Genomic DNA, 12,778 nt, shown 5'->3' on the forward strand with positions numbered 1-12,778 from the left:
GCCCCGGTAACGTCCCTGCGGGTCAGGTCACGGGGTGGTGGGTGGTCACCCGCGCCTGACCGGCGCAGAATGGCTCGGTCGAGAGGAGGCGGGACGGGTGGCACTGGCGCTCTACCGCAAGTACCGGCCGCGCACCTTCGCCGAGGTCATCGGGCAGGAGCACGTCACCGAGCCGCTGTCGCAGGCGCTGCGCAGCGGGCGGCTCAACCACGCCTACCTTTTCTCCGGCCCACGCGGCTGCGGCAAGACCTCCAGCGCCCGCATCCTGGCCCGCTCGCTCAACTGCGAGCAGGGGCCCACCCCGGAGCCGTGCGGGCAGTGCGAGTCGTGCCGCGAGCTGGCCACCGACGGCGGCTCGATCGACGTACTGGAGATCGACGCGGCCAGCCACGGCGGCGTCGACGACGCCCGCGAGCTGCGCGAGAAGGCGATCTTCGCGCCGGCCAAGAGCCGCTTCAAGATCTACGTCATCGACGAGGCGCACATGGTCTCGTCGGCCGGCTTCAACGCCCTGCTCAAGCTGGTCGAGGAGCCGCCGGAGTACGTCAAGTTCATCTTCGCGACCACCGAGCCGGAGAAGGTCCTCGGCACGATCAAGTCGCGGACCCACCACTACCCGTTCCGGCTGATCCCGCCGAAGGTGCTCCGGCCCTACCTGGAGCAGCTCTGCGAGGCCGAGGGCGTCGCCGTCGAGCCGGCGGTCTTCCCGCTGGTGGTGCGCGCCGGTGGTGGCAGCGCCCGCGACAGCCTCTCCGTGCTCGACCAGCTCATCGCCGGTGCCGGGCCGGAGGGGGTCACCTACTCCCGGGCCGCCGCCCTGCTCGGCGTGACCGACTCCGCGCTGATCGACGAGATGTGCGACGCGCTGGCGGCCGGCGACGGCGCGACGGCGTACGCGACCGTCGACCGGGTCGCCGAGGCCGGGCACGACGCGCGCCGGTTCGCCTCCGACCTGCTGGAGCGGCTGCGCGACCTGATCGTGCTCCAGCAGGTGCCCGACGCCGCCGCCAAGGGCCTGATCGACGGCCCGGCCGACCAGATCGAGCGGATGGCCGCCCAGGCGCAGCGGCTCGGCCCGGCGACGCTGTCCCGCTGCGCCGACATCGTGCACAACGGCCTGGTGGAGATGCGCGGCACCACCGCGCCCCGGCTGCTGCTGGAGCTGATCTGCGCCCGGATGCTGCTGCCCGGCGCCGACGACTCCACCGGCGGCCTGCTCCAGCGCCTCGAACGCATGGAGCGTCGGCTCACCCTCGCCGGCACCGACGCGCCGCCGGCCACCGCCGGGCCCGCGCCGGTCGCCGCCCCTCCTCCCGTACGCCCCGACTCTCCCGCCCCGACCGCGGCTGCCGCCGCGCCCGACCCGTCGCCCGCCGGCCCGCCGGCGGCTGCCGGTGCCCCCTCCGGTGCCGCAGCCGCCCGCGCCGCGGCCCTGGCGGCCACCGGTTCCCGACCGGCGGAGGCGGCCCCGGCCGCCGCGGAACCGGTGGGTGCGCCCGCCGATGTGCCCGCCCGTCGCCAGGTGCCGCCTTCGGCGGTGATGCCCGACCCGGCCACCCCCGCCCCGCCCCGCCCGGGTGCGGCTCCGGCGGGCGCCCTGGACGCCGTCGCGGTACGCCGGGTCTGGCCGGACATCGTCGCGAAGGTCAACCGGATCAAGAAGCCGGCCGCCGCGCTGATGCGCGACGCGGTGGTCCGCGACGTGGACGGCGACACCCTGGTGCTGACCGTCAAGTCGCCGGTGCTCGCGCAGATGATGGGCAACCACACCTCGGTGCTGGCCGAGGCGCTCTACGAGGAGTTCGGCGGACGCTGGCAGATCCGCTGCGAGGTGGCCGGCGAGCGGGGCGGCACGTCGCTCGGTGGCCCGTCCCGCCCCGCCGCTCCGGCCCGCCCGGCCTCGCCGCCGGCCGCCCCCACCCAGCAGGACCGAGGCGCTGCCGGCCCGCCCGACAGCGGCGCGGGTGCCGGCGGGACCGGCGTCCCGAGCGGTCCGGCAGGCCCGAACGGCCAGTCCGGCGCGAGCGGCCCAACCGAGCCGGGTGGCCCAGCCGCTTCGAGTGGCCCAGCTGGTCCGGGTGGCTCAGCAGGCACGAGTGGCCTCGGTGGGGTGGCCGCTGGACCTGGTGGCGCGAGCGGTTCGGGTGGCGATTCGGGCGGCCACGCTGGGACGACCCGGTCCCCCTCCGGCGCTGGTGCGTCGGGGGCCGGCGGTGCTCCCGCCGCCGACGGGGCCGACGACTGGCCCGAGCCGGCCCGCCCGGGTGGCGCGGCCGGGGGCGCCGACGACTGGCCGGAACCGGCCCGGCCGGGCGGCACGCCGACTGCCACCTCGACGGCCGGCGCGGCGACGGACAGCGCAACGGCGACCGCACCGACGGCCGTGCCGGCCGTACCGAAATCGGCCGCCCCCTCGGCGGCTCCGCAGCAGGCCGCGCCCGCCAGCCCTCCGGTGAGCAGCGCGATCGCGGCTGCGCGGGCGGCTGCGGCGGGACGCGGTCCGCGTACCGGCCAGCCGGCCCGGAAGACCGCGGACGCCGACTGGGCCGGCGAGCCGCCGTACGACCCTGACTTCGACGGCCCGCTGCGCGGCGGCGCGGGGCGCCCCGGCGGCGCCGCGCCGGCGGCCCCGAACTTCGAGGGCTTCGACCCGGGCGACGAGCCGCTGGACGAGGTCATCGACGAGCGGACCGCGCGCGAGTCCAGCGAGGAACAGGCGGTACGGCTGCTCCGCGAGGCGTTCGGCGCCGAAAAGATCGACGAGGTCGACGCCCGATAGCCAACCCGGCCCCGACCTCGACTCTGACACCGAGGCCGACGCGATGACGGGCCAGGGAACGGGCGGTCAGGTGGGCCAGGCGGGGAGGCCGTGGGGGTGCGCCTCCGCGAGCAGGCGTTCCGGCCCGGTGCCGAGGCGGGCGCGGAGCTGGAAGTCGTTACGGGCCTCCCGGGGGTGCGGCTCGAAGGACACGTGGGCGACCGGCGCGTCGGCGCTGCCGGCGGCGGCCAGCCGGTCCAGTTCGGCGGTGACCCGCGTCCACTCCTCGACCGGCACGTACTGCCGCATCACCGAGTGCCAGACCACTGTCAGCGTGCCGGGGCGCGGGGTAATCCCGGCGAGGAAGTCGGCCGCCCCCGCCGTGACGACCCGGACCGGCAGCCGCCGGGCCAGTTCCAGCGCGCCGGCGAGCCGGGCCGCGCGGGCCGTGTGCTCCGGCCAGACGTACGCCCGCAGCGCGAGCGCGTCGTCGGGGTCGCCCGGATCGAGCGGGGTGAGGTCGCAGCCGAGCCGCTCCACGACGCTCAGCCGGGGGTACGCGCCGGCCGCCTCCCGCAGCCAGCCGGGCGCCCCGCCCCGCCAGGCGTCCGGCAGCCGTACCGGGGAGTCGGCCGGTCCCCAGGTGAAGTCGGCGGCCTCGACGCGGAACCGGTCGGCGCGCAGGTTCAGCCCGCCGCTCGCGCCCAGCTCGACGAGGCGCACCGGCAGGCCGCCGGTCTCGTGGACGGCGTGCAGCAGCCCGGCCAGCAGCAGGTTGGCCCGTCCGACCTCGTTGGTCTGGGGCGGGCGGCGCAGCCAGCCGCGCAGCGTGTCGCGCTCGGCCTCCACGATCGCCCGGAACGCCGTCCAGCAGGCGGGGGCGTCCGCCGCCCGGTACGCCCCGCCGGCGCTGGGATAGAACCGGGCCAGCTCCGGTGCCCGGCCGGAGAGCACCAGCGCGTGCACGCCACCGAGCAGGCGCAGCGACACGACGTCGTCGGCGGGGGCGTCCTCGTACCCCGCGATGGCGGCGGCGCACGGGCCGCCGGCCAGGACGTCCGCGGCGGCGCGCGTCAGCAGGTCGGCGTAGAGGCCGGCGTCCATGTGGGCGCAGGCGCGGGCCTGTCGTCGTATGGCCGCTACGGCCTGTTCCCGGGGCATCCGCCACCTCCGTCCGGTCGCGCGCGACGTGCCTGCCGCCGAGTCTCGACGAGGGTTCCGTGCGCGTGCGCGGAGTTCTTCGACACGGATCCCCTGGGCGTGCGCCGAGTTTCTCGACAAGCTCCGATGATCGTGCGTCCCGGACCCGCCGCGAGGGAAGCACCGGGCGGGGCGAGGCCGCTCACAGCCGATAGGCTGAGCGGCGGCCGAGCAGACGAGTGCGAGAAGGAGCCATCCGTGCGCCCAGGTGGACAGCCGAACATGCAGCAGATGCTGAAGCAGGCGCAGAAGATGCAGCAGCAGATCGCCAAGGCGCAGGCCGAGCTCGCCGAGGCGGAGCTGACGGGCACCGCCGGCGGTGGCCTGGTGACCGCGACCGTCGCCGGCACCGGCGAGCTGAAGTCGATCAAGATCGACCCGAAGGCGGTCGACCCGGAGGACGTGGAGACCCTGGAGGACCTGGTCGTCGCGGCCATGCACAACGCCGCCGAGGCGGCGCGGGAGCTGACCGAGAAGAAGATGGGCCCGGTCACCGGCGGCATGGGCGGCCTCGGCCTGCCCGGTTTCTGAGCGGCAGATGTACGAGGGCGCCATCCAGGACCTGATCGACGAGCTGGGCCGGCTGCCGGGCGTGGGCCCCAAGAGCGCCCAGCGGATCGCCTTCCACGTCCTGTCCGCCGACCCGGCCGACGTGAACCGGCTGGCCGGGGCGTTGCGCAAGGTCAAGGAACTGGTGCGGTTCTGCACCAGCTGCTACAACGTGGCCGAGTCCGACCGGTGCCGGATCTGCCGGGACCCGCGCCGCAGCGACGAGGTGCTCTGCGTGGTCGAGGAGCCGAAGGACGTGGTGGCGATCGAGCGGACCGGCGAGTTCCGGGGCCGCTACCACGTGCTCGGCGGGGCGATCAATCCGCTGGAGGGGATCGGGCCTGACAATCTGCGCATCCGCGAGCTGATGGCCCGGCTCAGCGACGGCACGGTGCGGGAGTTGATCCTGGCCACGGACCCGAACACCGAGGGCGAGGCGACCGCGACGTACCTGGCGCTGATGGTCAAGCCGATGGGCATCTCGGTGACCCGGTTGGCGAGCGGCCTGCCGGTTGGCGGCGACCTGGAGTACGCCGACGAGATCACGCTCGGCCGCGCCTTCGAGGGCCGTCGCGCCGTCTGAGTTTCCGTCGTGGCCGGCACCCGGATCGGGTGCCGGCCACCGTCGTACGGGCACCGCCGGATCCACCGTCAGGTCTGACATGGGAGCGATGCGGGCGACGTTCGATGTAACAAAACGGCATCGGTCAACTCGGACATAATTCCCCTTTGGCGGCGGTCCGGAACGGCCCTCGCGGCGGGGCGCATCGGTTAAGACACGATCCGGTACCAACCGGTTCCTCGAAGGTTTCCCGCCGGTCCGAACGGCGGCTAAGGTCACGGCGATCGGTGACCCCTGTCACCACGATTGTCCGTAACCCCAAGGACGAGGTGAAGCACCCATGCGTGCATCCAGGCCGAAGGTCGCGATCGCGGCCATCGCGGTCGCGGCCCTCGCGGTAGCAGGCTGCGCCGAGAGCGACCGCGATGACAGTTCCGGCGGTAGCAAGAAGGACACCCTTGTCTTCGGCGTAGCCGGAGACCCGAAGGTGCTCGACCCGAGCTTCGCCAGTGACGGTGAGTCGCTGCGCGTGGCGCGTCAGGTCTTCGAGACGCTGGTCCGTCCGGAGGAGGGTGGCACCAAGGTCACCCCCGGCCTGGCCGAGTCCTGGACGCCGGACGCGGCGGGCACCACGTGGACCTTCAAGCTGCGCTCGGGCGTGAAGTTCCACGACGGCACCGACTTCAACGCCGAGGCGGTCTGCAAGAACTTCGACCGCTGGTACAACGCCAAGGGCCTCATGCAGAGCCCGGACGTGACCGCGTACTGGCAGGACGTCATGGGCGGCTTCGCCAAGAACGAGAGCGCGGACCTGCCGCCGAGCCTCTTCAAGTCCTGCACCGCCAAGGACGCCACGACGGTCGACCTGGCCTTCACCCGCGTCTCCAGCAAGATCCCGGCCGCGCTGATGCTGCCGTCGTTCTCCATGCACAGCCCGACCGCGCTGGAGAAGTACGACGCCAGCAACGTGAGCGGCACCGCCGAGGACATCAAGTACCCGTCCTACGCGATGGAGCACCCGACCGGCACCGGCCCGTTCAAGTTCAAGTCCTGGGACGTCGCCAACAAGACGCTCACCATCGAGCGCAACGAGGACTACGCGGGCAACAAGGCCAAGCTGAAGACCCTCATCTACAAGACCATCTCGGACGAGAACGCGCGCAAGCAGGCGCTGCGCTCCGGCGACATCCAGGGGTACGACCTGGTCGGTCCGGCCGACGTCGAGCCGCTGAAGGGCGAGGGCTTCAACGTCCTGACCCGCCCGGCGTTCAACATCCTCTACCTGGCCATCAACCAGAAGGGGAACCCGAAGCTCGCCGACCTGAAGGTCCGCCAGGCCATCGCGCACGCGCTGAACCGGCAGGCCCTCGTGGACTCGAAGCTGCCCCCGGGCGCCAAGGTCGCCGAGAACTTCCTGCCGGACACCGTCGAGGGCTGGAACGGCGACGTCACCAAGTACGACTACAACCCGGAGAAGGCGAAGGCGCTGCTGGCCGAGGCCGGCGCGACGAACCTGACCCTGAAGTTCCACTACCCGACCGAGGTCACCCGGCCGTACATGCCGAACCCGAAGGACATCTTCGAGCTGCTCTCGGCGGACCTCAAGGCGGTCGGCATCAACGTCCAGGCCATCCCGCTCAAGTGGAGCCCGGACTACCTGAACGCCACCACCTCGGGCAACAAGCACGACCTGCACTTCCTCGGCTGGACCGGTGACTACGGCGACGCCTACAACTTCATCGGCACGTTCTTCGACCGGCCGAAGGACGAGTGGGGCTTCAGCAACCCGGCCCTGTTCGAGCAGTTCAAGGACGCGGACACCACCGCCGACGCGGCGGCCCGGACCGAGAAGTACAAGGCCCTGAACAAGGCCATCATGGACTTCCTGCCCGGCGTCCCGGTGTCGCACTCGCCGCCGGCGATCGTGTTCGGCAAGGACGTGACCGGGGTCAAGGCGAGCCCGCTCACCGACGAGCGGTTCTCCACCGCCGAGTTCAAGTCCTGATCTGACGCTCCGAGTCGTGGGCGGGCGCTGTTTCGGCAGCGCCCGCCCACGACCCTCCGTACCCCTTTCGAGGCCGCCGTGTTCCGGTTCATCGTCAGACGCCTGCTCCAGCTGATACCCACGCTGTTCGGGCTCTCCCTCCTGCTGTTCATCTGGCTCCGCCGACTGCCCGGCGGTCCCGAGACCGCCATCCTCGGTGAGCGCGGGACACCCGAGATGCGCGCTGCGATCCGGCGCAACATGGGCCTCGACGAGCCGATCCTGGTGCAGTACGGCCGGTTCGTACGGCGGCTGGTCCGCCTCGACCTGGGCACGTCGACCTCCACCAAGCGCACCGTCGTCACCGAGTTCGTCGAACGCTTCCCCGGCACGGTGGAGCTGTCCATCACGGCGATGCTGATCGCGGTCGGCGTCGGCATCCCGCTGGGCTACCTGGCGGCCCGGCGTCGCGGCCGGATGCTCGACCACCTCTCCGTCGGCGGCTCGCTGATCGGCATCTGCATCCCGGTCTTCTTCCTCGCGTACGTGCTCAAGGCGATCTTCGCGGAGAACCTCGGCTGGTTCCCGGCGAGCGGCCGGCAGGATCCGACGCTCGGCGCGACGCGGATCACCAACTTCTTCGTCCTCGACGGGATCATGACCCGGGAGTGGGACGCCGCCGCCGACGCGCTCTGGCACCTGGTGCTGCCGGGCGTCGCACTGGCCAGCATCCCGCTGGCGATCATCGTCCGGATCACCCGGGCCAGCGTGCTGGAGGTCCTCAACGAGGACTTCGTACGCACCGCAGAGGCGAAGGGGCTGACCGAGAGCACGGTCCGGCGCCGGCACGTGCTGCGCAACTCCATGCTGCCGGTCGTCACCTCGATCGGCCTGCTCACCGGCGGCCTGCTCTCCGGCGCGGTGCTGACCGAGACCGTCTTCGCCTTCAGCGGCATCGGAGCCTTCATCTACGAGGCGATCAGCCAGCGTGACTATCCGGTCCTGATGGGCTTCATCCTGATCATCGCGGTGGTGTACGTGCTGGTGAACCTCCTGGTCGACCTCTCCTACAGCCTGATCGACCCGAGGGTGAGGGTCCGATGACGATCACCACAGGCAAGAAGAAGGAAAAGATCGACCGGCTCGCCGAGCTGGCGGGCCGGGAGGACGAGCGCGGCGTCAGCCTCTGGAAGGAGGCGTTCCGCCGGTTGCGGCGCAACCCGGCGGCGATCGTCGGCGCGGTGATCCTGAGCCTGTTCCTCCTGGTCGCCATTCTCGGGCCGTTCTTCGTCCCGTACGCCCCGGACGCCCAGCTCTGGAAGGGCGAGATCCGCCTCGGCGACTTCCCCGGCTTCCGGGGCGAGAACTGGTTCGGCGTCGACCACATCGGTCGCGACGAGTTCAGCCGCATGATCGTCGGCGCCCGGCAGACCCTGCTGGTCGGCGTGGTCTCCACCCTGATCGGTCTCGCCGTCGGCTCGCTGATCGGCGGCGTCGCCGGGGCCGCCGCCGGCCTCGGCGGCCGGTGGGGCCGGGCGGTCGACAACGTGCTGATGCGTTTCGTCGACATGCTGCTGGCCATGCCGAGCCTGCTGCTGGCGATCAGCATCGCCGCCCTGCTCGGCGCCGGCCTGACCACCGTCATGATCGCCGTCGGTGTGGTGTCGGTGCCGGTCTTCGCCCGGCTGCTGCGCGGCTCGATGATCTCCCAGGCGAACAGCGACTACGTCCTGGCCGCCGTCTCGCTGGGCGTCAAGAAGCCGAAGATCGCGCTGACCCACGTGGTGCCGAACTCGCTCGCCCCGGTCATCGTGCAGGCCACCCTCACGCTGGCCACCGCGATCATCGAGGCCGCGGCGCTCTCCTTCCTCGGCCTCGGCAACAACGACGCCTCCATCCCGGAGTGGGGTGTGATGCTCGCCGACGCGCAGCAGTACCTCGACTCCGCGCCCAGGCTGGCGATCCTGCCCGCCCTCGCCATCATCGTCACCGCGCTGGGCTTCACCCTGCTCGGCGAGGCGATGCGCGAGGCACTCGACCCGAAGCTGCGGAAGTAGGACCGGTGAGCGCGAGGAGTGAGCTTGCGAGCCCCGCAGTAGCGAACGAAAGGCGGGCCCGTCATGGCTCTGCTTGATGTCGAAGATCTCTCCGTCACCTTCGCCCGGCGCGGCCAGCGCGCCGTGCACGCCGTCGACGGGGTCTCCTTCTCCGTGGACGCGGGCGAGATCGTCGGCCTGGTCGGCGAGTCCGGCTGCGGCAAGAGCGTCACCTCGCTGGCGATCATGGGTCTGCTGCCGAAGCAGCCGGGCCTGCGCGTCGGCGGCAAGGCGGTCTTCGACGGCACGGACCTGCTCCAGCTCGACGACCGGTCCCGGCGGGACATCCGTGGCCGGGACGTCGCGATGATCTTCCAGGATCCGCTCTCGTCGCTGAACCCGGTCATCCCGATCGGGTTGCAGGTCACCGAGGTGCTCACCCGGCACCGGGGGATGAAGGGCGCGGTAGCCGAGAAGGAGGCGGCGCAGCTGCTCGACCGGGTCGGCATCCCGGACCCGAAGCGGCGGCTGAAGGAATACCCGCACCAGCTCTCCGGCGGCATGCGCCAGCGCGCCCTGATCGCGATGGCCGTGGCCTGCAAGCCCCGGCTGCTGATCGCCGACGAGCCGACCACGGCGCTGGACGTCACCATCCAGGCGCAGATCCTGGAGCTGCTCAAGGAGCTGGTCCGGGACTCCGGCACCGCCTTGGTGATGATCACCCACGACCTGGGCGTGGTCGCCGGCATGTGCGACACGATCAACGTGCTCTACGGCGGCCGGGTGGTGGAGACGGCCCGCCGTCGCCCGCTGTTCCGCGAGCCCCGGCACCCGTACACCGTGGGGCTGCTCGGTTCGGTGCCGCGCCTGGACGCCGGGCGCGGCGAGCGGCTGAACCCGATCCCCGGCTCCGTCCGCGACCTGCTGCCCTGGCCGGACGGCTGCGCCTTCGCGCCGCGCTGCGCGCGGCGGGTCGACGAGTGCGTGGGGGAGCCGCCCGCGCTGGTGCACGCCCACGACGGGCGCAGCTACCGTTGCGTCAACCCGGCTCCGCTGCCCGGCACCGCGCCCCCGCGGTCCGCCACCGGCACTACCCCGGCGGAGCCGGCCGCCCCGGTCACCGCCACCGACGCCCCGGCCGCCACCCCGGCACCGGCGACCGACGCACCGGCGACCGAGGCCCCGGACGCCCCGGCGGCGGAGGCGACCGCGGGCCCCGTGCCCGCCCCGCGCGAGGAGGAGAAGCCGTGACCGAGAGCGACATCCTCGTCGAGGTCCGCGACCTGAAGGTGCACTTCCCGATCCGGCGGGGCGTGCTCTTCGACCGGACGATCGGCCACGTGAAGGCCGTCGACGGGGTCGACCTGAGCATCCCGCGCGGCAAGACGTACGGCCTGGTCGGCGAGTCCGGCTGCGGCAAGTCGACGCTGGGCCGGGCGCTGCTCCAGCTCACCCCGCCCACCGGCGGCGAGGTCCGGTTCGACGGCGTCGAGCTGACGAAGCTGCCGGCGGGCAAACTGCGGTCCATGCGCCGCCGGATGCAGATGATCTTCCAGGACCCGATGTCGAGCCTGGACCCCCGGCAGAACGTCGAGTCGATCCTCACCGAGGGTCTACAGGCCCACGGCATCGGCGGCGACCGGGACGCGCGGCGTCGGATCATCGGCGAGACCCTGGACAAGGTCGGGCTGCCCCGCTGGGCGCTCTCCCGCTACCCGCACGAGTTCTCCGGCGGCCAGCGGCAGCGCATCGGCATCGCCCGGGCGCTGGTGCTCGGGCCCGACCTGATCGTCGCCGACGAACCGGTCTCCGCGCTCGACGTGTCGATCCAGGCCCAGGTGGTGAACCTGCTCGACGATCTCCAGGACACCCTCGGCCTGACCTACCTGGTGATCGCGCACGACCTCGCGGTGGTGCGGCACATCTCCGACACCGTCGGCGTGATGTACCTGGGCGCACTGGTCGAGGAGGCGCCGAGCGACCGGCTCTACACCGAGCCGCTGCACCCGTACACGCGGGCGCTGATGTCGGCGGTGCCGGTGCCGGACCCGGACGTGGAGGACCGCCGCGAGCGCATCCTGCTCGCCGGCGACCTGCCCTCGCCCGCCAACCCGCCGACGGGCTGCCGGTTCCACACCCGCTGCCCGTGGGCGCAGCCGACCCGCTGCGCCGACGAGCGGCCCGCGCTGCGCGAGATCGGCGGCAGCCGGGTCGCCTGCCACTTCGCCGAGCGGATCGCCAGCGGGGAACTGCGCCCGCACGAGGTCAGCGTGCAGCTCACCCGCCCGCTCGGCGAGGGCGACGAGCCGCACACCGTCTCCGCCCCCAGCGAGCCCGGCTCGTACGTCTGATCCGCGTCACGGGCGCGGCCTTCCGTCGAGGGGGCCGCGTCCGGGCGGGTCGTCGCCGAGGTCCTCCCGATGCGGGGCCTCACGGGCGTGGCGGTCGTCGACGAGGTCGACCGGCGCGGCGGTTCCGCGCGTCGCCACCGGCGGTGAGTGCCGGGTGCGGTCAGCCCTCGGGGCGGTGCAGCAGCGCGACCGCGATGCCGTGCACCGCGTCCAGCCCGGCCGCGTCGGCCAGCGCGACCCTGCCGCCGGTGACCGCGTACCACTCGTCGGCGTCCTTGTACTGCACCGTCAGCGTGACCTGGCCGTCGGCGTACCCGGTGCGCAGGGTCAGCTCGCCGGTCACCACGCCGACCTCGTCGGTCATCACCCCGCCCGGGCCCGGCACGATGTCGGCCGTACGCTCCTGCGCGGCGGTCGAGGTGCCCTCGGCGTCGGCGGCCATCCCGGCCCCCGGCACCCCGGCGGCAGTGCCGGCCGTGCCGTCCGCCGCCATGCCGGCCGTGCTCGGTCCGGCCGGCGCGCCGCCGGTGGCCGCCGCCGCGTCCTCCCCGGTGGCGTCCGGCGTCTGTTCCGGGGCGGGGGTCGCCCCGGCTCCGGTCACGGCTTGCTCGCCCATGTGCAGCCCTCCAGCATGTCGGTCAGGGCGGCCTTCTCGGCACTGGTCACCGTGAGCCGCCAGTGGTGCTTGACCGTCACCCAGTTCTCGGCGTACTGGCACCAGTACGACCGGTTCGCCGGTTTCCACTGGGACGGGTCCTGGTCACCCTTTGCCCGGTTGGAGGACGCGGAAACCGCGATGAGCTGCGGCCGGTCCAGATCGTTGGCGAACTCGCCGCGCTTCGCGTCGTCCCACTCGTCGGCACCCGAACGCCACGCGTTCGCCAACGGCACCGTGTGGTCGATGTCCACGCCGGACGGGTCGGTGAAGGCGCGGTTGTCGTACACGCTCTCCCAGTGGCCGCCGACCACGTTGCAGCCGGAGAGCCGGATGTCCTCCCCGTCGCGTTTCAACACGCTGTCGCGTACGTCGCAGTTCTTGCCGGTGTTCCGCCAGTGCGGGAAGCGGCTGCGGCTGTAGCCCTTCATCGATCCGGCGGTGGCGACCGTAAGCTGGCTCAGCTTCTGTGCCGCGTTGCCGCCGCCGCCACCGCTGCTCGGCGCGACGTCCGGCTCGTCGACAGCGACACAACCAGCCGCGCCGAGCGCCAACGCCGCGGCGAGCGCGGCCGTCACCGCGGCGCGCGGTCCTGATCTGGTACGCACAGAGGACACCTCTCCAGCTTGCGGGCTTCCGGCGATCCCGCACAGTACCCCGACCTGGTTTTGGCGATTCGTGGC

Annotated in this window: 11 protein-coding genes; 8 read left to right on the top strand and 3 right to left on the bottom strand. The window is 72.7% G+C overall.

Features of this window, described 5'->3' with window-relative positions; translation table 11 throughout:
- Window positions 1-97 precede the first annotated feature (97 nt).
- Complete coding sequence (locus ACGFIG_RS00200; RefSeq protein ID WP_392997884.1) at window positions 98-2,779, top strand: DNA polymerase III subunit gamma and tau; 2,682 nt, start codon at window positions 98-100, stop codon at window positions 2,777-2,779.
- A 66-nt stretch (window positions 2,780-2,845) separates the two neighbouring features.
- Here ACGFIG_RS00200 and ACGFIG_RS00205 read toward each other — a convergent pair whose 3' ends face one another.
- Entirely contained in the window at window positions 2,846-3,919 is a 1,074-nt protein-coding gene (locus ACGFIG_RS00205; RefSeq protein WP_392997885.1) for a DUF2332 domain-containing protein, read from the bottom strand.
- Window positions 3,920-4,180: 261 nt separating this feature from the next.
- Here ACGFIG_RS00205 and ACGFIG_RS00210 point away from each other — a divergent pair, with 261 nt between their 5' ends.
- The 7 genes from ACGFIG_RS00210 (at window position 4,181) to ACGFIG_RS00240 (ending at window position 11,440) form a co-directional block, all read left to right on the top strand.
- Complete coding sequence (locus tag ACGFIG_RS00210) at window positions 4,181-4,489, top strand: YbaB/EbfC family nucleoid-associated protein (RefSeq protein ID WP_233600326.1); 309 nt, start codon at window positions 4,181-4,183, stop codon at window positions 4,487-4,489.
- Between the two features lie 7 nt (window positions 4,490-4,496).
- Window positions 4,497-5,090, top strand: coding sequence for a recombination mediator RecR (gene recR, locus ACGFIG_RS00215; RefSeq protein ID WP_392997886.1), 594 nt, complete (start codon window positions 4,497-4,499; stop codon window positions 5,088-5,090).
- Between the two features lie 319 nt (window positions 5,091-5,409).
- The gene (locus ACGFIG_RS00220; protein WP_392997887.1) at window positions 5,410-7,074 is read left to right on the top strand and encodes an ABC transporter substrate-binding protein; all 1,665 of its coding nucleotides are present in this window, start codon (window positions 5,410-5,412) and stop codon (window positions 7,072-7,074) included.
- Window positions 7,075-7,152: 78 nt separating this feature from the next.
- The gene (locus ACGFIG_RS00225; protein WP_392997888.1) at window positions 7,153-8,157 is read left to right on the top strand and encodes an ABC transporter permease; all 1,005 of its coding nucleotides are present in this window, start codon (window positions 7,153-7,155) and stop codon (window positions 8,155-8,157) included.
- Window positions 8,154-9,110: an ABC transporter permease gene (locus ACGFIG_RS00230; protein WP_392997889.1), complete on the top strand. Its 957-nt coding sequence runs from the start codon at window positions 8,154-8,156 to the stop codon at window positions 9,108-9,110. The genes ACGFIG_RS00225 and ACGFIG_RS00230 overlap by 4 nt, the downstream gene beginning before the upstream one ends.
- Before the next feature lie 63 nt (window positions 9,111-9,173).
- On the top strand, window positions 9,174-10,340 hold the full coding sequence (locus ACGFIG_RS00235; protein ID WP_392997890.1) for an ABC transporter ATP-binding protein: 1,167 nt from the start codon (window positions 9,174-9,176) through the stop codon (window positions 10,338-10,340).
- Window positions 10,337-11,440 carry an ABC transporter ATP-binding protein gene (locus tag ACGFIG_RS00240; protein WP_392997891.1) on the top strand — a complete coding sequence of 368 codons (1,104 nt, stop codon included), beginning with the start codon at window positions 10,337-10,339 and terminating at the stop codon, window positions 11,438-11,440. Before ACGFIG_RS00235 ends, ACGFIG_RS00240 begins: the two co-directional genes overlap by 4 nt.
- A 160-nt stretch (window positions 11,441-11,600) precedes the next feature.
- Here the strand turns inward: ACGFIG_RS00240 and ACGFIG_RS00245 are convergent, their stop codons facing one another.
- Together ACGFIG_RS00245 and ACGFIG_RS00250 are read right to left on the bottom strand one after the other, a co-directional pair.
- On the bottom strand, window positions 11,601-12,056 hold the full coding sequence (locus ACGFIG_RS00245) for a hypothetical protein (protein ID WP_392997892.1): 456 nt from the start codon (window positions 12,054-12,056) through the stop codon (window positions 11,601-11,603).
- Entirely contained in the window at window positions 12,038-12,703 is a 666-nt protein-coding gene (locus tag ACGFIG_RS00250; RefSeq protein ID WP_392997893.1) for an HNH endonuclease family protein, read from the bottom strand. Before ACGFIG_RS00250 ends, ACGFIG_RS00245 begins: the two co-directional genes overlap by 19 nt.
- Between the last annotated feature and the right edge of the window lie 75 nt (window positions 12,704-12,778).

The sequence above is a fragment of the Micromonospora sp. NPDC049048 genome (assembly GCF_043197615.1).
In the GTDB taxonomy this organism is placed as follows: domain Bacteria; phylum Actinomycetota; class Actinomycetes; order Mycobacteriales; family Micromonosporaceae; genus Micromonospora.

Bases quoted from the DNA above. Each gene is read 5' to 3' on its own strand.
- ACGFIG_RS00205 (WP_392997885.1), bottom strand. From the start codon at position 3,919: ATGCCCCGGGAACAGGCCGTAGCGGCCATACGACGACAGGCCCGCGCC.
- ACGFIG_RS00210 (WP_233600326.1), top strand. From the start codon at position 4,181: ATGCAGCAGATGCTGAAGCAGGCGCAGAAGATGCAGCAGCAGATCGCC.
- recR (WP_392997886.1), top strand. From the start codon at position 4,497: ATGTACGAGGGCGCCATCCAGGACCTGATCGACGAGCTGGGCCGGCTG.
- ACGFIG_RS00220 (WP_392997887.1), top strand. From the start codon at position 5,410: ATGCGTGCATCCAGGCCGAAGGTCGCGATCGCGGCCATCGCGGTCGCG.
- ACGFIG_RS00230 (WP_392997889.1), top strand. From the start codon at position 8,154: ATGACGATCACCACAGGCAAGAAGAAGGAAAAGATCGACCGGCTCGCC.
- ACGFIG_RS00235 (WP_392997890.1), top strand. From the start codon at position 9,174: ATGGCTCTGCTTGATGTCGAAGATCTCTCCGTCACCTTCGCCCGGCGC.
- ACGFIG_RS00245 (WP_392997892.1), bottom strand. From the start codon at position 12,056: ATGGGCGAGCAAGCCGTGACCGGAGCCGGGGCGACCCCCGCCCCGGAA.